A 19619-nucleotide genomic window follows, 5' to 3' on the forward strand; every position below is an offset into this window, starting at 1 on the left:
AATGCGCAGCATATATTTTCTTCTTTCCAGGTTTCATGTACTCTTCCTGTTTGTACTGATGGAAATCTTTAGTCTTTATCTTATTTATCAGTCACACAAATATCAGGAAGTGACATTCCTGAACACCTCCAATAACCTTGCCGGTAAGGTGGTAGGATTTGCCAATAGCTTTTATACGTTTATAAATCTAGGCAACACGAACAGGGAGTTGACAGAAGAAAATACCCGCCTGAAAAAAAGGATACGATACCGGAATACTTATCCTGCAGATACCGCACTTCCGGAACAATCGGAGTCTTACAGCTTTGAATATATTCCTGCAAAAATTGTCAATAACAGTATCAGTAAAAGCATTAACTACATAACACTGAACAAAGGCAGTAAAGACGGTATTCAGAAAGGTTGGGGTGTGGTCAGCAGCAACGGTGTGGTGGGTATTGTGACGAATGTTTCTGAAAATTTTTCTCTGGTGATGTCTGTCTTAAGTGTAAAGATGCTGGTGAGTGTCCGTCATAAGAACACGAATGCGTTGGGTAACCTGAGTTGGAACGGCAAAAGTCCGGCATTGCTGCAGATTCAGAATATCAGCAAAACACTTCCCGTCAAGAAGAACGATACCATTGTAACGGCGGGATTTTCCTCCATATTTCCACCGGATATTATAGTCGGAAAAGTGAAGCGCTTCAGCCCGGATGAAAGTTCCAGTTTTTATGAAGTGGATATAGAACCTACGAATGCCATTAGCCGGCTGAGTTATGTGTATGTCGTTAAGAACAGTAAAAAGAAAGAAATTGATGCATTGGAATCAAACGCATTGAATGAATAACAAGTTTATACTCACCAATATCATTCGGTTTGCGGTGCTCATGGCGCTGCAGGTATTGCTGTTGAATGAACTGCCGTTGGGACGTGCCTATATCATGATTTATCCGCTGGCGATTTTGCTGTTGCCTGTATTTACCCCCAGGCTCGCCGTGCTGGTGCTTGCCTTCCTTACCGGACTCATTATTGATATGTTCAGCAACGGTGGAGGCCTGCATACGGCATCGCTCACACTCATCGGTTACGGCCGCAGTTACATACTCGATACGTTTCAGCCACGCTCCGGCTGGACAAACTGGATGTTCCCAATCTTTCACAGCAGGGCGTCACCTGGTTTTTTCTATTATACGCTGATTGGTTTCTCCATCCACCATCTTGCGTATTTCTTTCTCGAGGTTTTCTCGTTTGCCAATTTTTTCCCCACTATCTTTAAGACACTCATCAGCTTGTTCGGTACATTGTTATTGGTATGGATGATCAGTTTGTTTTTTATGAAGGATATCAAAGAATAATTTTACATGCAACGAGGGAATGAAAGCGGCATTTTAGAGAAAGCGATTTATATCGCCGCGTTTATCCTGATTGTCCGTTTATTCTTTTTACAGGTTCTCACACCGGGATACAAACTGAAAGCGCATGATAATGTCGTGAAGAAAGTAACGATTTATCCGTCACGCGGACTTATCATAGACAGGAATGGTAAAATCATTGTGTATAATGATGCCGTTTATGATATCCTCATACAATGGAATATTACAAAGGATTTAGATACGCTTAAGTTATGTGAATTGCTGAATACCAGCATGGACTTTGCCCGTAAGAAACTGGATGAAATCAAACGAACAACGCCCAATAAACCTACTACACTTATCAAATTGCTGGATCCGCAAACGTTTGCCCGTTTTCAGGAACATCTTTTTGAATTTCCGTCCATCTCCTTCCAAACCCGTACCGTACGGCGCTATCCGTATCACGGCGGTGCGGCGCTCTTGGGTTATCTGAGTGAGGTAACGGAAAATAATATTGCAAATTCGGAAGGCTATTACGAGCTGGGGGATTATATGGGTACCACCGGGCTGGAATATTTTTATGATGAATGGCTGAGAGGAGAGAAGGGGTATAGCTTTCAGGTGGTCGATGTGAAAAATACCTATAAGGGGAAATATAAAGACGGGAAGGACGACAAGATTCCGGTAGCCGGCTGGGATTTGGTATCCGGCATAGATGCGGAACTGCAGGCGTACGGGGAAAAACTGATGCAGGGGAAAGTGGGTGGCATAGTGGCTATCGAGCCTTCCACCGGCGAAATACTGGCGTATGTCAGCAGTCCGGGATACGACCCGAATATCCTGACCGGCAGATACCGGCGTCATAATTTTAATGTGTTGTTCAAGGATTATTATAAACCATTGTTAAACCGCCCGATTCAGGCGATGTATCCGCCGGGGTCCACCTTCAAGGCAGGTGCGGCTTTAGTGATGCTGCAGGAAAATATCCATGGAGAAAAATGGTCGTGGTTCTGTCCGGGAGGATACAGGGTGGGCAATCATGTGGTGAAATGTCACGGCGTTCATGGTATCCCTGATGTGGAAACCGCCCTGCAGTATTCCTGCAATTCTTATTTCTGTAAGATTTACAATGACTTTATCATGGACTCCGTTTTTGCTGCGCCGGAAATTGGATATCAGAAATGGTGGGATATGACGAGTCAGTTTGGATATGGCAAGAAAATCGGTATTGACCTCGCCGGCGAAAAGAAGGGTAATTTACCGACCGTAAAATATTATAACAAAGTATTCGGTGCGGGCAGATGGAAGGCATCCACGGTGATATCAAATTCCATCGGTCAGGGCGAAGTTTTGGCTACTCCGCTGCAGATAGCGAATGCCATGGTCATCATAGCAAACAAAGGATTTTATATTACGCCTAAGATTTGCCGGTTCCTGAAGAAGGATGATAAATACAGGAAACCAAAGAAAGTAAAGATTGTTACGACCATTGATTCTGTCTATTACAGATATGTTACGGACGGATTGGAAAAAGTGGTACTGGCGGGTACCGCGCGGGTTGCACAGATTCCGGGGATTTCATTTTGCGGCAAAACGGGTACGGCACAGAACCCGCATGGAAAAGACCACTCTATTTTTGCCGGATTCGGACCAAAAGAAAATCCTAAGATTGCCATTGCGGTATTTGTCGAAAATGCCGGATTCGGGGCGACCTATGCAGCACCTATTGCATCGCTGATGGTGGAGAAATATTTGAACGACACCATCGCAAAAAAAAGAATACCGCTCGAAGAACGGATGATCAGCATACACCTGATGAAGACAGTATCGGAAATCAAGAACCTGAAATCCGCCGGACAGCAGAAGCAGGATTCCATAGCCAGGATAAAGGCGAAGAAAGATTCTGTCATACGGGATAGATTCAGGCAGGATTCTGTCAAGGCAGCAAAACTGAAAGCACAAAAGGAACTTAAACAGATAAGTGATTCTACTGCCAATTCTCCGAAAATTAAAAATGTGTATCCCTAATGGCGAATAATAAAAGAGCATATGATCCGATTGACAGTACCGTGTTGCTGTGTTATCTGTTTCTGGTGATATTAGGTATCCTGTCCATTTTTGCAACGGAATATAACGGCAGTTTTACGGCGGCTTTCTTCAGTTTCAAACACAGTTATATCAAACAGTTGGTGTGGGCGTTGATTTCGGGGTTGATGTTTTTCTCTATTTTGGGATTTGACAGAAGAATCCTGCAGCTTATATCCTATCCGATGTACGGGATGGTTTTGTTTCTGCTTTTTCTGGTGCTGGTGGTCGGACAAACGACCAAAGGACAGCAAAACTGGATTAATCTCGGTGCCTTCAAATTACAGCCGTCCGAGTTTGCCAAATTCGGAACAGCGATGGCGCTGGCCAAATATTTTGATACACCCAATATGCGCTTCATCACCCGGCGCGAACATCTGATTACTTATACCATCATCGGGATTCCCTTATTGCTGGTGGCGGCACAGGGAGACGCAGGTTCTTGTCTTGTATTTGCAGCCTTCGTTTTCGTTCTGAACAGGGAAGGTTTGTCCGACCTGGTGGTGTATCTCGGTTTGTTTGTGATTGCGGTTTCTGTTTTGTCGTTAATCATCAATCAGTACATTATCATAGGGATAACAATCGTTGTTTTTAGTGCACTAATATACTGGAACTGGATGAATAGATTCATGGCAAGGATTTTAACGGTGCTGATGGTTGGTACTTGTCTTTATACTTTTTCTGTCAGTTATGTGTTTAATAATGTATTGCAAAAACACCAGCGGGACAGAATTAATGTTGTCCTGGGAAAAGAACTTTCCAAAGAAGCGAAACGCGGCATCGCCTATAATCTCAACCAGTCTAAAATAGCCATCGGCTCCGGAGGGCTGATAGGCAAAGGCTTTTTGCAGGGGACACAAACCCGCTATAATTATGTACCTGAAACGAGCACGGATTTCATCTTTTCCGCAATTGGGGAAGAATGGGGTTTCGCCGGTTCACTTGTCTTGATTTTGGTTTACACCACATTGTTATTGCGGCTGCTTCTGATGGCAGAACGACAGAGGAGCCCTTACGGCAGGGTGTATATTTACTCGGTAGTCGCCATAATCTTTACCCACGTTGTAATCAATATCGGCATGACCATCGGATTGCTGCCCGTAATCGGGATACCGCTGCCATTGCTAAGTTATGGTGGTTCTTCCCTCCTTTCTTTCACCTTTATGATAGCCACCGCACTCAAGCTGGATAGTGAGCGACGTATGACATTACGTTAAATTTTCAAAAAATACTTGACAAACCCATCTTTTGGGATTATATTTGACGTATGTTTACGACATACGAATTATTAAACCATGTTTTATGTATGCTAAAATTGAAAATTTCAGTACCGACCGGCAGGAGCTGGCCCGATATGCAAAACTGATGGCGCATCCTGCCAGGGTGGCCATACTGGAATACCTGGCGAAAGAAAATAAGTGCATATCCGGCGATATTTCCAATGAACTGCCCTTAAGCAGGACAACGGTTTCCCAGCACCTTCAGGAATTAAAAAATAATGACCTTATTAAAGGGGAGATTGACGGCGTAACCGTATGTTATTGCATCAACTGGAAAACCTACGGAAAAATGGTGAAACTGTTTTCTGCGTTTTTTCAGAAAGTCAACGGTAATAAATTGAATCAGTGTTGTTAACCCTATAAATTAAAAAAAATGAGTACATCACTATTTCCGCGCATGCACGTCTCCCTGTACGTGTCTGATATCGCAAAGACGGTAGATTTCTACAATCAGTTTTTTGAAACAGAACCGGTAAAGGTTAAACCTAATTATGCCAAGTATGTTCTGGAAAAGCCTTCCCTGATTATCTCCTTTGTGGAGAACAGGGATTTTGTTCAGCCTCATTTCGGGCATTTAGGTTTTCAGGTGGAGACTCTGGAAGAATTAAACACAAGACTGGAAGCCGCATATAGCCGGCAATTGGTGAAAAAGGAGGAAATCGGCATCCATTGCTGTTATGCCAAACAGGATAAGTTCTGGGTGAACGACCCGGACGGCGTACAATGGGAAGTGTATTATTTTCATGAGGATGCGGAGTTCAACGATCCGCATTATGCCACACTTGAAGCGGATGCCTGCTGCATGCCGGCAGACCATACATTGGTTCAGCAGAAAATCGAACCGGCTGCATTGTCAAATACCTGTTGTCCACCGGAAAGTGGCTGCTGCTGATTAACTGATATAGAACAGATATGAACACTCCCGCCCAAAAACTAAATTACAAAGACAGATACCTGACTCTATGGATATTTTTAGCCATGCTGACAGGTGTTTCAATAGGCAATTTCTTCCCTACTGTTCCGGAAAGAATAAATAGCTATTCTTCCGGCACCACGAATATACCATTGGCAATCGGACTCATATTAATGATGTTTCCGCCGCTGGCCAAAGTAAAATATGAAACCTTGGGCAGAATATTCAAACATCCCAAGATTCTTCTAATAGGCTTGTTTCAAAGCTGGCTGGTTGGGCCGTCCCTGATGTTTGTGTTGTCTGTTACGTTTCTTTCGAATTATCCGGAATATATGACAGGACTCATGCTGATTGCCCTCGCGCCCTGTATCGCGATGGTACTGGTCTGGAATGACTTAGCCAAAGGCGACAACGAACTGGCTGCCGGGCTGGTCGCCTTTAACAGCATCATTCAGATTTTATTTTACAGTGTTTATGCCTGGTTTTTTATTACCGTTTTGCCACCACTATTTGGGGTGAAGGGATATCAGGTACACATCAGCATGCTGCAGATTGCCAAAAGCGTACTCATCTATCTGGGTATCCCGTTTTTCTCAGGGATGATAACACGATTTGTGCTTGTTCAATGGAAAGGAGAAGAGTGGTACACGGCCAGATTTATTCCTGCAATCAGCCCCATCACGCTGGTCGCTTTACTGCTGACCATCGTATTGATGTTTAGTCTAAAGGGACAGCTGATCATTCAGATTCCAAAAGATGTGCTGTTGATTTCGATTCCGCTGTTGCTGTTTTTTCTGTTAATGTTCTTCTCCACCTTTATTATCGTAAAGTATGCCGGAGGCAGTTACAAGGAAACAACGACACTGGCATTCACGGCAGGAAGCAATAATTTCGAATTGGGTATTGCGGTTGCCATTGCCGTGTTTGGAATTCATTCCGGTACAGCCTTTGCCGCTGTCATTGGCCCGCTGATTGAAGTGCCTGTACTGGTTACTTTGGTCAATTTTGCATTAACTCAGGTACATAAATTCAAACGTGCGTAAGAAAAACATATTGGTACTCTGTACCGGCAACAGCTGCCGCAGCCAGATGGCACATGGTTATCTGGAATTTTTTGCCAAAGGCAGGGCAAATGTTTACAGTGCCGGTGTGGAAACACATGGAGTGAATCCCAGAGCGGTTTATTTTATGAAGGAAGACGGCATTGAAATTGCACATCATGCATCCAATAATGTACTGGAATATAAAGATGTCGAATTTGATTTTGTAATTACCGTTTGTGACCACGCAAAGGAAGTGTGCCCGTATTTCCCGACAAAAGCGGTAATGCTGCATCATAATTTTCAGGACCCTTCCAAAGTAAAAGGCACAGAAGAAGAAGTGGCTGCTGCATTCCGGAAGGTGCGCAAGGAGATAAAGGAATATTGCCGAAAGTTTATTTCGGAAAAAATCGGGGATAACTAGATATACTTGGTCGTTTCTTCGGGTGTTTCCTCCGGGCTGAGCGAATGTTTAACGGTATCCGCAATCAGCTTGACTGCAATAAACAGCGATACACAGGCGATCATGGCTGTCTTGTGGTCGGCATTCAGTTTGTCCAGTACCAGCTGATACAGGAAAGTACCCAGTACCACTACAATATGCACGACAATGATCCGGCCATCAAACATGCTGTAGTAGTCAGCAGGTTTGGCATATTTGTATCTTCCCGTTGCAATATATTTTACGATAAACTCCACCAGGTTATACACTACAAAACTCAGCATGGCTACCTTGAAAAAGGCGTCCTGAAAAGTCATAATTCGGAATATATCCATTCCCGCACCTTTTTCTTTGGCAGAGACCATAAAGCCTAAGAAGACGATGATAAAAAGGAGATAGAAAAAAAAGATACCGGTTCTGAACGCAAAAAACTTGAAGGCCAGTGTGATTTTTGATAAAAAATCGGCATTGGCATCTCCCTGTGCCAGCAAAATCTTTAAAAGCTGAAAAGTACTGATGATTAATAATTCTATCCAGTAAATATAAACGACAGAAAAAATAGTCCAGTCGTACATAATGACGCCGTATAATGGAAATAAATTGGACAGGATGGAAAGTGGGAGCAGGTAGGTCGTCGTTCTATTTTTCATAAAAAACAAAATTGGCTTTTGTAAGTTAAATATAATGATTAATTTTCAGTTATGCCGAACAGAGATTTACACCACATGCGCGAGAGCTATGAAGCCTCCTTTCTACTCGAAGAACATTGTCATAAAGACCCGTTTCACCAGTTTGATGAGTGGTTTCATCATGCCATCCATTTAAAAGTGGCAGAGCCTAATGCGATGACATTGGCAACCGTAGGAGAAGATGGACAGCCATCGGCACGTATTGTGTTGCTGAAAAGTTTCAGCAAACAGGGATTTATTTTCTATACCAATTATGAAAGCAGAAAAGGAAAGCAGATGAAACACAATGACAAAGTGGCGCTGCTGTTCTGGTGGGGCGAACGGCAGGTTCGTATTGAAGGTAAAGTAAAGAAAGTAAGCAGAGCCGCTGCAGATACCTATTTTCATGCAAGACCGAAAGGAAGCCAGATTGGTGCTCTCGCATCACCGCAAAGCAAGGTGATTGAAAACAGGAATCTGCTGGAAACAAACTACCGTGCGCTGGAGAAGAAATACAAAGGAAAAATGGTGCCGCTTCCGGATGCCTGGGGTGGTTATAGTGTAGCGCCCGATTTGATTGAATTCTGGCAGGGCAGAGTCAGCCGCCTGCACGACAGGATTCAGTATACCAAAGTATCCAAAGGAAAATGGAAGATGGAGCGCCTGGCACCGTAAAATAAAAAAGCCTCAACGTATGTTGAGGCTTTATTTTTTGGAGGTAGTCTGATCTTATTTTTGTTTACGGCATCAGTCAGCTCTTTACCTGCTTTGAATTTCACTAATGTTTTGGCAGGAATAGTGATTTTCGCACCTGTAGACGGGTTTCTTCCTTGTCTTTTAGCTCTTTTAGCGGTGCTGAAAGTACCAAAGCCAATTAACGTTACTTTGTCTGCTTTTTTCAATGCTTTACGAATGCTGTCTAACACGGCATTCAACGTGTCATTTGCTGTTGCATTGGTTACTCCTGCTGCGTCAGCGATTACTTTTACTAAATCTCCTTTGTTCATATTGTCTTATTTAAAAGTTAAAAAAACATTATGCCACAAAGTTAGATCGTTTATTCAATTATCCAAACAATTCGTGAAAAATGTTAGTAAAAATGGGCGTCTGTGTAAAATTATTTACCGGAACGCTTGTTTTTATTGGTGCTTACGCTGAGAAAGATGTTCCGCATCCGCATGTTTCGGTAGCGTTCGGGTTATCGAAAATGAACCCCCTGTTGTCCAGTCCGCTCTTGAAATCTATGGTGCAATCGTACAGATAAATAGCCTGTGATTTGTCTATGAATAAAGGAACGGAGTCTACCTCAAAAATGCTGTCATTTTCTTTGGCGGTATCGAAATCCAGAATATAGCTGAATCCTGCACATCCGCCGCCTTTCACGCCGATTCTGAGTCCATGATGTGCACCATAGTTTCCTTTGGTAAACAAATTCTTTATTTCGGCAACGGCATTGCCTGTAAAGGAAACCGGAATTTTATTTTCTGTAATGGCAGTCATGATGAGTTTAACAATGAAAGCGTAAAGTTAGTTCAACGAAACGTATCCTGCATAAAATTGCTGTTAAAAAATGAGGCGGTAGATAAGTGCTTTTTTCTGAAAAAATAGCCTAATTTTAGGCATTAATTAAAATACCTTCTTTTCCTATGAATGCAGCAGATTTTCTGGAAATCCTTAAATATGTCCTTCCCTCCGTAGTGATGCTGGGCGGTGTATATATGGTGATAAAGACATTTTTGGAAAATGAGAGCGACCGAAGGAAACTGGAAGTCAACAAGGCACTGGTATTTGAACAGCGCAAGGTGTCCCTGCCAATCCGCCTGCAGGCGTACGAAAGGATCATCGTCTTTTTGGAACGCATTCATCCGTTCAGCCTGCTGCAGAGGGTATATGTCCCGAATATGCTGGTTGCCGAATATCAACTGGAACTTATAAAAACCGTACGTGCGGAATATGAGTACAATTTGTCGCAGCAGATGTACATCAACAACGATGCGTGGCAGATGGTGGCTACGGCCAAGGAAGAAACGATAAAGGTCATCAATCTGTTTGCATCCAAAATGTCCGATGACGCGGATGCGAGTGAATTGCATAAAGCGATACTGAGTTATTACATGCAGTCCGATAAGGATGTGCCGGTGCAGATTGCGATTAATTTTGTCAAAGATGACGTCAAACATTTATTCTAAACATGGGTTGCTGATAGCATGTCTTGTTTTGTTCTCGGCGTGTAAATCCTATTTTCCGGTTCAGGAGCATTCTTCTTTAATTAAAATCAATGCATCGCTTGCTTCCGATTCGATTATCACCGGATATTATGCACCCTACAAAGATTCACTGGACAGGATCATGAAGGTGCCTTTGGCGGAACTGGAAAATGAACTGACCAAAAAACAGCCGGAAGGAACGCTCGGCAATCATCTGGCGGATATCCTGAAAATCCAGGCAGAACAATACAGCGGAACAAGAGTAGATGTAGCGATACTGAATTATGGCGGTATCCGCATTCCTGCATTGAGCAAAGGAACTCTTCGTATGGAACACGCTTATTTTATAATGCCGTTTGATAATTACATTGTCCTGCAAACATTGACAGGCCGGCAATTGTCCGATTTTTGTGATTCGATGGCGATCAAAAAAGGATGGCCGGTATCCGGGATGTCCTTTCAGATTGAAAACAGCAAAGCTGTTCATGTCAATGTTGCAGATACACCTTTGGACGTTCAAAAGAAATATACAGTTGCTTTAAATGATTATGTCGCCAACGGAGGAGACGGGATGACATTCTTAAAAACTATTCCGCAGCAGCAAACGGGCGTATTGTTTCGCGATGCTATCATAGAATACTGGAATGCGCAAAATAAAGCGGGCAAAAAGATTTCTGCTGCGCTGGAAAACAGAATCAGTTATGCAAAATAGACGGGATTTCTTAAGAACAGGTGTTTGGGGAGGCGCGGTATTGGGGTCTGCCGTATCTCCGTTGTCACTGTTCGCAAAAGAGCAGGAAGAGCAGCTGACTATTTTACATACCAATGACGTACACAGTCATATTGAACCATTTCCGGATGACGATGCCAAATATCCCGGAATGGGCGGTGCCGCTCACAGAGCCGTTATCATTCAAAAAATCCGGAACACGAAAGAGAATGTACTCGTACTGGATGCCGGTGATATTTTTCAGGGGACACCTTATTTTAATTTCTTTCACGGTGACCTGGAAATTGATCTGATGAATAAAATGGGATATGATGCAGCTACCATAGGCAATCATGATTTCGACGGCGGCATTGAAACACTGGCGAAACAAATCAGCAGGGCAGCTTTTCCGTTTGTCAATTGCAACTATGATTTTTCGGGAACTCCCGTGGACGGAAAGGTGCATAAACATATTGTCATCAAAAAAAGAAGATTGAAAATCGGTATCACCGGCTGTGGTGTGGAGCTGGATGGCCTTGTTCCGGATAAATTAGTTGCAGGCACCCGATACCTGGATCCGGTGAAAACGGTACAGGAACAGGTGGATATTCTGAAATACGAAAAGAAATGTCATCTCATCATCTGCTTATCACATTTGGGCTATAAATACGGTAATCCAAAAGTCAGTGATATCGTTCTGGCCAGGGAAACCAGCGGTATTGATGTTATTATCGGAGGGCATACACATACATTCCTGGAAGCGCCGGTTTCGGAAAAGAATAAAACAGGAAAATACGTCCTGATTAATCAGGTTGGATGGGCAGGACTGCAAATCGGGCAGCTGGAGTATTATTTTGAAAAAAAATCCGGAAAAAAGTTTTCAAACCATCAAACTGTAATTGTTGATAAAAAGTCAATAGAAAAATAATTTTTTTATTAACGAAAAAAGCCTCATCTTAGTTACGTCGATAATTGTCCATTCAAAACTTTTTTAAAAACCGAATAGAGCGTATGAAAAACAAGCATGAACTTGTGTGGGAAAACTGTCTGAAGATTATCAAAGATAACATCAATGTACAAAGCTATAAAACGTGGTTCGAACCAATTAAACCGGTCAAACTGGACGGAAGAATCCTGACGATTCAGGTACCCAGCCAGTTTTTTTATGAGTGGCTGGAAGAGCATTATGTTACCTTGCTTCGTAAAACCATTAAGAGAGAATTAGGGGATGATGCCAAACTGGAATACAGAATCCTCGTGGATTCTTCCAATGGTGTCAAATCCGAACCAAAAACCATTGATGTTCCGAATTACCGGGAAGGTGTTTATGGCACGAATGAAGTATCGATGCCGGCCGTCTTCTCCAGCCCTATGGTAAAGAATCCATTCGTGATTCCGGGCTTGAAAAAAATTCATGTCGATTCGCAGCTCAATCCGAATTATACGTTTGATTCCTTTATAGAAGGAGATTGCAATAAATTTGCACGCAGCGCAGGTATGGCGGTAGCGAAAGCACCGGGCGGCACGGCATTTAATCCGTTAGTGATATACGGTGGAGTGGGTCTGGGTAAAACACACCTGGGACAGGCCATTGGGAATTTCATTAAAGTCAACAACTCTACCAAAACAGTGTTGTATGTCAGTTCTGAAAAATTTACCAGCCAGTTTCTGAATGCACTGAAAGACAACAGTACCAACGATTTTATCCATTTTTATCAGCAGATTGATATATTAATTATTGATGATATCCAGTTTTTTGCAAACAAGACCAAAACACAGGATATCTTTTTTCACATTTTCAATCACCTGCATCAAAACGGCAAACAGCTGATTCTGACTTCCGACAGGCCGCCGAAAGACCTGGAGAATATGGAAGAGCGGCTGCTGTCGCGTTTCAAATGGGGTCTGACAACGGATTTACAGTCACCGGATTACGAAACACGTATCAGTATCCTCGAAAAGAAACTGCATGCGGATGGTATTGAGATGCATGAAGATGTTACCCGATTTATCGCCACCAACATCAAGACGAATGTACGGGAACTGGAAGGGGTACTGACCTCCATCTTGGCGCAGGCGACTCTGAACAAACTGGATATTACGCTGGATCTGGCAAAAAGGACCGTCATTAATTTTGTAAAACATGCTACGAAAGAAATTTCGCTGGACATGATACAAAAAACAGTATGCGACTTCTTCGAAGTGCCGGTGGAAAAACTGAAAGAGCCTACCCGCAAGCGTCAGTTTGTACAGGCACGTCAGTTGTCCATGTTCTTTGCCAAGGAATATACGAAGTCTTCTCTGAAGGCGATTGGTCAGCAGTTTGGAGGCAGAGACCACAGCACCGTTATACATTCCTGCCAGGCAGTCCGTAATTTAATCGATACAGACGAGGAATTCAGGGATTCTGTGGAAGAACTGAAAAAGCGCATTGAATTGAGTTTGTAATATTTCAGTTCTAATATGATTTAATCCGCGCAAGCGGATTTTTTTATGCCCGGAAGATATTATCAATTTATTAAAGCAATAAACGCGCACAAAAATTGTCTTATATTTGCAAAGTTCTTTAAAAATCCTATCTTTGCCGTCCCAAAGTTCTTATAAGGAATCAGAGGAGGTGAGATGGGTGAGTTGGCTTAAACCACCAGTTTGCTAAACTGACGTACGGGAAACTGTACCGAGGGTTCGAATCCCTCTCTCACCGCATCGGGGCGTAGTTCAGCCCGGTTAGAATGCCTGGTTTGGGACCAGGAGGTCGTTGGTTCGAATCCAGCCGCCCCGACTAACCACAAAATAAATGCCGCTTAGGGATAAGCGGCATTTTTTTTGAAGAGTTGACACCTTTTTGCTCTTTGTTTTAAAAGTTTTTAATCCTCTTGCATTAGATGTTTTTTTAGAGCATTTATAAAAAGCAAGTAAGGATTATGGCTCAGCAGCCATACTTAATCCATCATACTCCGTATCATCCAACTGGTCAGCCAGAAGCTTAGCCTGCTCCAGAACAGTTTCCGTGGCTTTAACTTCCATGTCAGGAGGATAGCCATGCTTGCGTAAGATCTTCTTCACAGCGATACGCATTTTTGCCTGTACATTTTCCCGTACTGTCCAGTCAATGCTGGTGTTCTTCTTGATGGTATCTACCAGTTCCCTGGCGATATGCCTTAAGACTTCATCACCCAGAACGGCAACTGCACTGTCGTTCACTTCCAGGGCAGAATAAAAAGCATACTCCCTGAAATCTAAACCCAGGTCTTCCCCCTTGCGATCTGCTTCTTTGATCTCTTTAGCCAAACTAATCAGCTCATCAATGATCTGGGCAGAAGTAAGCAGGTTGTTCTGATAATTCTTTACAGCCTGTTCCAGCATTTCAGAGAACTTCTTCGACTGTATCAGGTTCACCTTCCGTCTCATTTTTATTTCGCCGTTCAACAGCTTCTTAAGTAACTCTAATGCCAGGTTTTTGTGTTCCAAGCCTCTTACTTCAGCCAGAAACTCATCCGACAAAATTGAAATATCAGGTTTCTTGATCCCTGCTGCATCAAAGATATCTACCACTTCATCCGATACAATGGCATCCGACAGGATTTGCTTAATAGCCGTTTCGATCTCTTCATCCGACCTGCCTCCAGTGGTAACAGAAACCTTAACGATACGGGCTTTGATAGCCTGAAATAAACCTACATCATTTCTGATTTCTGTAGTATATGGGTGAGGCACAGAAATTGCAAAGGCTTTGGTGAGGGCTGTTACAGCATTGATGAATCTTTCTTTGCCATCTTCCAGACCCAGTATGTAGTTGGCTGCCTGTATCGGGAAATACAACTTCGCTTTTGGCTGTAACCCGAAGAAGGACTTGTAATCGAAACCCTTGGGTTGGCTCTTGTCTGCTGGTTGTTCTGAGAACATTTGAACGACCACTTCATATTTGCCCATCATTACCGATGCAGCTTCTTCCTGGTCGAATGCTGGTTTGCCTTTTCCGCCACTATCCGTATAGGTAGACAGTGCTTTTTTCAGTTCATTGGCAAAACCAATATAGTCCACAATCAAACCGCCTTCCTTGTCTTTATAAACTCGGTTTACCCGAGCTATAGCCTGCATCAGGTTGTGTCCCTGCATAGGCTTGTCTACATACAGTGTATGCAACACAGGAATATCAAAGCCTGTCAGCCACATATCCCGAACTATAGCCAGTTTCAGCTTGTCTTTAGGGTCTTTCAGCCTTTCGCCTATGGCTTTGCGCTTGGCTTTGTTTCGTACATGAGGCTGGAAAGCTAATGGATCAGCTGAAGAGCCAGTCATGACAATTTTAATGACGCCTTCGCTGTCGTCATCACTGTGCCAGTCAGGGCGTATTTTCTTGATCTCGCTGTACAGTTCCACGCAGATCCTTCTGCTCATACATACGATCATAGCTTTACCATCGAGCACAGCATCCCGAGCTTCAAAATGGTTGACTATATCCTCGGCTATCAGTTTTATACGATGTTCGTTGCCTACGATGGCTTCCAGCCTTGCCCATTTGGCTTTCAGTTTCTGACTGGCGGTGATCTCTTGTCCTTCGGTGAGTTCTTCAAACTCCGAATCTACACGAGGCTTCTCTTCATCTTTCAGGTATATTTTTGCCAGACGGTTCTCGTAGTATATTCTTACTGTAGCTCCGTCTTCCACTGCCTGCTGGATATCATACACATCAATATAATCTCCAAACACAGCCTGGGTATTCTTATCGGTGCTTTCAATCGGTGTTCCAGTAAAGCCAATAAATGCTGCACCAGGCAGGGCATCCCGCATGTGCTTGGCAAAACCATCCATAAAGTCGTACTGGCTGCGATGGGCTTCATCTGCGATGACCACTATATTCCTCCGATCAGAAAGCAGTTCGTATTGCCCCTTGATGTTTTTTGTTTTTCCTTCTCCGAGGTCAATCTTTTCTTCGATCTCTGGCAGAAATTTCTGTACCGTAGTGAAAACTATCCCGCCAGAAGTAACGCTGAGCAGTTTTTTCAGATGCTCTCGGTTCTCTGCCTGCACTGGAGTCTGTCGTAACAGATCCTGGCTCAGGGAAAAAGTATCAAACAACTGATCGTCGAGGTCATTTCTGTCGGTTAATACGACCAGTGTCGGATTATGGAGTTCCAGTACCAGTTTACCTGCATAGAACACCATAGTCAGGCTCTTACCGCTTCCCTGGGTATGCCAGATAACACCTGCTCTTTGATCCCCAGTTTCCGAAGTAGCCTTTTTGGTAGTTTCTACAGCTTTGTTTACAGCAAAGTACTGGTGATAACGCGGAACGATCTTGGTCAGCTCATCTTTATTCTCATGGAATACCGTAAAATGACGTATCAGGTCAAGCAGGACTTCTTTTTTGAGCATACCTTTTGCCATGACTTCCATCTGCGGAATGTCTTCATGGGCAGCAGAGATACCGTCTATGGACTTCCAGGGAACAAAGAACTGCTTAGGGGCTGTCAGAGAGCCATACAGGGCATCCCAGCCATCAGAGGCTATCAGCAGGGCATTATACTGAAACAGAGAAGGAATTGCCTGTTTATACGTTTGCAACTGGTTAAAGGCAGAATGTATGGTGGCATTTTCATCCGTGGCGTTCTTTAGCTCGATCACCACCAAAGGGCAGCCCGTTTACAAAGAGGATGATATCAGGCCGTTTGTTGGTGTTACCTTCTATGACGGTGAACTGGTTGATGACTAAAAACTCGTTTCGTTCAGGATGCTCATAATCGATCAGCCAGACTTTATCGCCAGCTATACGGTCACCTTTCCGATATTCCACATCCACCCCTTCAGCCAGGTACTTATGAAACTGGTGGTTATTCTGAAACAAGCTGGGACTATCGGAGCGTAATACTTTACGAAAGGCTTCTTCCTTTGCTTCTTTGGGAATAGAGGTGTTGATACGGTCTATGGCATGCTGTAAGCGTTGTTTGAGAACAACCTCGTTGTATTCCCTTTCCTGAAACAATCCTTCAGGCGAGATCTCCACCCCATTGAGATACGCATAGCCCAGGTCGATGAACTCCTGTATGACTACCTGCTCGATATGGTCTTCTGAGATAACTGCCATGTCAGGATGTTGTTTCGGTTAATGGTTCGGATACTTCTAGCTGACCAGATATAAGTTTTGGAAGAAGAGTATCTCGAAGTGATACTAATTGATTAATTTCTAAAGTAAGAGTGTAAATGAGTTCGTCGTTAGATTTAATAGCATCTTCAAACTGAGCAATAATACTATCAGATGGTATGATTATTTTTATATTCCCTAGTGTTTCTTTGTTTATTGATCCAAAGACGGTCCCTTCGTTATCATATGACTTTAAAGTGTCTTGTAAAGAAAGGATCTTATAATATGTATAGGTGAAAAATTTCTTCCTATGAGATAAAGCACCTAATCCACGACCTATGCAACATTCATCCTGAGACATATTAATATCACCTACTGGAGCTCTAACGCTAATTAATGTTTCATATTTGTTGGCAATTTTCTTAGGGTCTGTTGTAAACATTCTCACACTTGGGAATCGAAATCCAAAATCTGAACGCCCTTGAAAAAAAATCATTCCATTGTGTTCGTAATTATAAGTATCACCCTTTGGTGACTGCCCCATGTTTAGTAAAAATTCATCTTTTAATGATCCATCTCTCCATCCTTTCGGAATCTCACCCAACTCAGATTCCACCATTTCACCACCTGATGATTTGTAAGGTTGTCCGTTAGCATCAGGAAACTCGAAATCAATGAACCATTGCTTAAACAGGGCTTGTGCCAGGGCTTCTAATTCCTGGTTGATCTTGTTGTTGAGTTCGATCTTGTCATCGAGAGAGGAGAGGATTTCTGCTATGGCGGTTTGTTCAGTAATATTGTCAGGTGCTATGATGCTGAATTCCTCAATCATACCTTTGGTTATAGCGTTTCTTGTTGCACCTGAAGAAGCGAGCATTAACATATACTCTTTAAATGAAGGATTTAAGAGATAGTATTTTAAGAAAGCATCATTTAATACGTCTGGTTTTGGGCGAATGATAGCGACATGTTGATTGACTCTGGCTGGTAGTATATTCTCTGGAACTTGACAAACCCTTGCAACACTATCACCAGTTATGTTCAATAGAATGTCGTTCTTTTCGATAGCAACATTATTTAGTTTTTGTGCTTGTTCTTCATTTATGAAAGCTAAGCCGTTTAAGGAAAACTGAAAGTCAAGTACGTTCTGACTCCTGATAAGAGCATATTCACCACTCTCATGGTATGTATCACCACCGCCTCTTGGAGTAGCCCCTGAACCTATTTTGGAGCATGAGTCTTTTAGCTTATATTCTTTCCAGTTGGTCATTGTTGTAATAATTCCCATTGAGAAATTCTGTTTTCACACTCTGCATTTGGTAAACCTAAGCGAGGATTTATAGTTGTTCTTAAAGCAGTTAACTTTTCAATTGCTTCTTGTGGAGATATAATTCCATGAGCTACTAATTGGTCAAAGATCCATAAGTGGCCTCGCACAGTTATATTCTTGGATGTAGCGAACTTTCTGAGAGTATTATCAGACGTTATTAAGCTTCCTTCAACCATTTGGGCACATAATATAGCAGAACAATCTTGTTCAGACAACTGAGGTTTTTCCACTTGAAGTTGTCCTATATGGATTAATTCTTCAGATGAAAAGGTAGTTATATTCAATATTCCTCCATTGATATATTCTTGTAATTGTTCAAGTTGATCATCATTTAATTCGCCTAAGACCAAATCTGTAGTATGAAAGATTAGTTCTAATGAGAAAAACTCACCCAACAAATGGAGTTTCACTAAGTCTATTAGTACGTTTGCATCATTTACTACAATTATCATATCTCAATAAACTCGTCTCTGAAGGTGGCTAACTTTTGATTGGCTAAGTTTGCTGCCTTGCTCATGGTTATTATTTCTTCTGAAGTGGCACGATATAATAGCTGTTTAAAACGAGAAGAATGTTCTTTTCCAATATATTCACCCATGCCTTTTTCTTTCTTATTATCAGTATTACTATTTACCCACTTTCTAAATCTAATGTATCTTTGATTGTTAATCACACCTAAGGCAAATGCTCTTGCCATTATTGCCTGTATAGATATTCCATAAGTTTCTTTAATTGCTATAAGCTCTGACAAGCTAATGCTTTTCCGATTGTTACCAAGTTCCTTCAAGAAAGTATCTTTAGGCATTAACATTGCGCCTGCAAAGTGATTGCAAAATCTTTCAACATCTTTAGTTTCAGTATCATCATCAAGATTAAGTAACAGATGCCCTAACTCATGTAAAGCGGTGAAACGTTTTCTCTCAATAGGAAAATTCCTATTAATAACTATGACTGGAATACTGTTATTAGCCCATCCAGAGAGTCCATCAAAATCTTCATTCTCATTTAACTCAATTACTTTTATTTCTTTATCTTCTAAAAGTTCAATTACATTTGGTAATGCATTGAACCCTATCTTCCATACATCAAGAAGGTGGTTTACAGCAATTTCAATATCATCTAATCCCTTTATGGAAAAGTCTTTTATAGGATTTGAGAATTCTGATGATAATTCAAGGAATCGTTCTAACTCGATGTATTTAGCGATACTATCAGTTACTTCTTCCTTAATAATATTAATCTCTTTCTGAGGTAGCTTGTTTTTTTTGCGGAACTCAATACTTTCAACGTTAACGGTAAATGGTCTGAAAAAGTAGTCTGGCTTAACATTTAAAGCCTTAGACAATGCAAGTAGTACTTTACTATCAGGACTCATTACACCATTTTCATACTTGGTAATGGCATTATGACTAACAAGAAACTGCATCTTTTCAGATAGTTCTCGTAACGATAGTCCAGCTTTGATTCGTGCAGACTTGATTCTTTTTGCGATTATTTCTTTCATAGAATTTGTATAAGGGTTTACAAAA

Annotated in this window: 19 protein-coding genes, 2 tRNA genes and 1 pseudogene; 15 read left to right on the top strand and 7 right to left on the bottom strand. The window is 42.2% G+C overall.

The window, feature by feature from the left end; translation table 11 throughout:
• The first annotated feature begins 1 nt into the window (after nt 1).
• The 8 genes from mreC to IPM95_09585 all read left to right on the top strand — a co-directional run bounded on the left by mreC (nt 2) and on the right by IPM95_09585 (nt 7073).
• The gene (gene mreC, locus IPM95_09550; protein MBK9329535.1) at nt 2-826 is read left to right on the top strand and encodes a rod shape-determining protein MreC; all 825 of its coding nucleotides are present in this window, start codon (nt 2-4) and stop codon (nt 824-826) included.
• A complete protein-coding gene (locus IPM95_09555; protein MBK9329536.1) occupies nt 819-1334 on the top strand; it encodes a hypothetical protein in 516 nt (171 codons plus the stop codon). The genes mreC and IPM95_09555 overlap by 8 nt, the downstream gene beginning before the upstream one ends.
• Before the next feature lie 6 nt (nt 1335-1340).
• Nucleotides 1341-3359, top strand: a complete 2019-nt coding sequence (gene mrdA, locus IPM95_09560) for a penicillin-binding protein 2 (GenBank protein MBK9329537.1) — start codon at nt 1341-1343, stop codon at nt 3357-3359.
• Nucleotides 3359-4633, top strand: coding sequence for a rod shape-determining protein RodA (locus IPM95_09565; GenBank protein MBK9329538.1), 1275 nt, complete (start codon nt 3359-3361; stop codon nt 4631-4633). Before mrdA ends, IPM95_09565 begins: the two co-directional genes overlap by 1 nt.
• 85 nt (nt 4634-4718) lie before the next feature.
• Nucleotides 4719-5051, top strand: coding sequence for a winged helix-turn-helix transcriptional regulator (locus IPM95_09570; GenBank protein ID MBK9329539.1), 333 nt, complete (start codon nt 4719-4721; stop codon nt 5049-5051).
• Between the two features lie 18 nt (nt 5052-5069).
• Entirely contained in the window at nt 5070-5588 is a 519-nt protein-coding gene (locus tag IPM95_09575; protein MBK9329540.1) for a VOC family protein, read from the top strand.
• Between the two features lie 20 nt (nt 5589-5608).
• Complete coding sequence (arsB, locus tag IPM95_09580) at nt 5609-6652, top strand: ACR3 family arsenite efflux transporter (protein ID MBK9329541.1); 1044 nt, start codon at nt 5609-5611, stop codon at nt 6650-6652.
• Between the two features lie 46 nt (nt 6653-6698).
• Nucleotides 6699-7073 (top strand): arsenate reductase ArsC, encoded by a 375-nt coding sequence (locus tag IPM95_09585; protein MBK9329542.1) that lies wholly within the window; start codon nt 6699-6701, stop codon nt 7071-7073.
• Here the strand turns inward: IPM95_09585 and IPM95_09590 are convergent.
• Nucleotides 7070-7741 (bottom strand): hypothetical protein, encoded by a 672-nt coding sequence (locus IPM95_09590; GenBank protein ID MBK9329543.1) that lies wholly within the window; start codon nt 7739-7741, stop codon nt 7070-7072. The two genes, IPM95_09585 and IPM95_09590, sit on opposite strands and share 4 nt — an antisense overlap.
• 51 nt (nt 7742-7792) lie before the next feature.
• Here IPM95_09590 and pdxH point away from each other — a divergent pair, with 51 nt between their 5' ends.
• Nucleotides 7793-8434 carry a pyridoxamine 5'-phosphate oxidase gene (gene pdxH / locus IPM95_09595; protein MBK9329544.1) on the top strand — a complete coding sequence of 214 codons (642 nt, stop codon included), beginning with the start codon at nt 7793-7795 and terminating at the stop codon, nt 8432-8434.
• Here the strand turns inward: pdxH and IPM95_09600 are convergent.
• A complete protein-coding gene (locus IPM95_09600) occupies nt 8380-8766 on the bottom strand; it encodes an HU family DNA-binding protein (protein ID MBK9329545.1) in 387 nt (128 codons plus the stop codon). The two genes, pdxH and IPM95_09600, sit on opposite strands and share 55 nt — an antisense overlap.
• 142 nt (nt 8767-8908) lie before the next feature.
• Nucleotides 8909-9259 (bottom strand): iron-sulfur cluster assembly accessory protein, encoded by a 351-nt coding sequence (locus IPM95_09605; GenBank protein MBK9329546.1) that lies wholly within the window; start codon nt 9257-9259, stop codon nt 8909-8911.
• A gap of 146 nt (nt 9260-9405) precedes the next feature.
• Here IPM95_09605 and IPM95_09610 point away from each other — a divergent pair, with 146 nt between their 5' ends.
• From IPM95_09610 to IPM95_09635, 6 genes are all read left to right on the top strand, one after another.
• Complete coding sequence (locus IPM95_09610) at nt 9406-9948, top strand: hypothetical protein (protein ID MBK9329547.1); 543 nt, start codon at nt 9406-9408, stop codon at nt 9946-9948.
• On the top strand, nt 9926-10678 hold the full coding sequence (locus IPM95_09615; protein MBK9329548.1) for a 5'-nucleotidase C-terminal domain-containing protein: 753 nt from the start codon (nt 9926-9928) through the stop codon (nt 10676-10678). Before IPM95_09610 ends, IPM95_09615 begins: the two co-directional genes overlap by 23 nt.
• Complete coding sequence (locus IPM95_09620; GenBank protein ID MBK9329549.1) at nt 10668-11603, top strand: metallophosphatase; 936 nt, start codon at nt 10668-10670, stop codon at nt 11601-11603. The genes IPM95_09615 and IPM95_09620 overlap by 11 nt, the downstream gene beginning before the upstream one ends.
• Nucleotides 11604-11686: 83 nt before the next feature.
• Nucleotides 11687-13123 (top strand): chromosomal replication initiator protein DnaA, encoded by a 1437-nt coding sequence (gene dnaA / locus IPM95_09625; GenBank protein ID MBK9329550.1) that lies wholly within the window; start codon nt 11687-11689, stop codon nt 13121-13123.
• 168 nt (nt 13124-13291) lie between these two features.
• A tRNA-Ser gene (locus IPM95_09630) sits at nt 13292-13379 on the top strand.
• A gap of 3 nt (nt 13380-13382) precedes the next feature.
• Nucleotides 13383-13457, top strand: a tRNA-Pro gene (locus IPM95_09635).
• 140 nt (nt 13458-13597) lie between these two features.
• Here the strand turns inward: IPM95_09635 and IPM95_09640 are convergent.
• The 4 genes and pseudogenes from IPM95_09640 to IPM95_09655 form a co-directional block, all read right to left on the bottom strand.
• A pseudogene (locus tag IPM95_09640) lies at nt 13598-16763 on the bottom strand (type I restriction endonuclease subunit R).
• A gap of 1 nt (nt 16764) precedes the next feature.
• Nucleotides 16765-18030 (bottom strand): restriction endonuclease subunit S, encoded by a 1266-nt coding sequence (locus tag IPM95_09645; GenBank protein ID MBK9329551.1) that lies wholly within the window; start codon nt 18028-18030, stop codon nt 16765-16767.
• On the bottom strand, nt 18027-18542 hold the full coding sequence (locus IPM95_09650) for a hypothetical protein (protein MBK9329552.1): 516 nt from the start codon (nt 18540-18542) through the stop codon (nt 18027-18029). The genes IPM95_09645 and IPM95_09650 overlap by 4 nt, the downstream gene beginning before the upstream one ends.
• A complete protein-coding gene (locus tag IPM95_09655) occupies nt 18539-19594 on the bottom strand; it encodes an ImmA/IrrE family metallo-endopeptidase (protein ID MBK9329553.1) in 1056 nt (351 codons plus the stop codon). Before IPM95_09655 ends, IPM95_09650 begins: the two co-directional genes overlap by 4 nt.
• Between the last annotated feature and the right edge of the window lie 25 nt (nt 19595-19619).

This window comes from Sphingobacteriales bacterium (assembly GCA_016719635.1).
Classification (GTDB): domain Bacteria; phylum Bacteroidota; class Bacteroidia; order Chitinophagales; family JADIYW01; genus JADJSS01.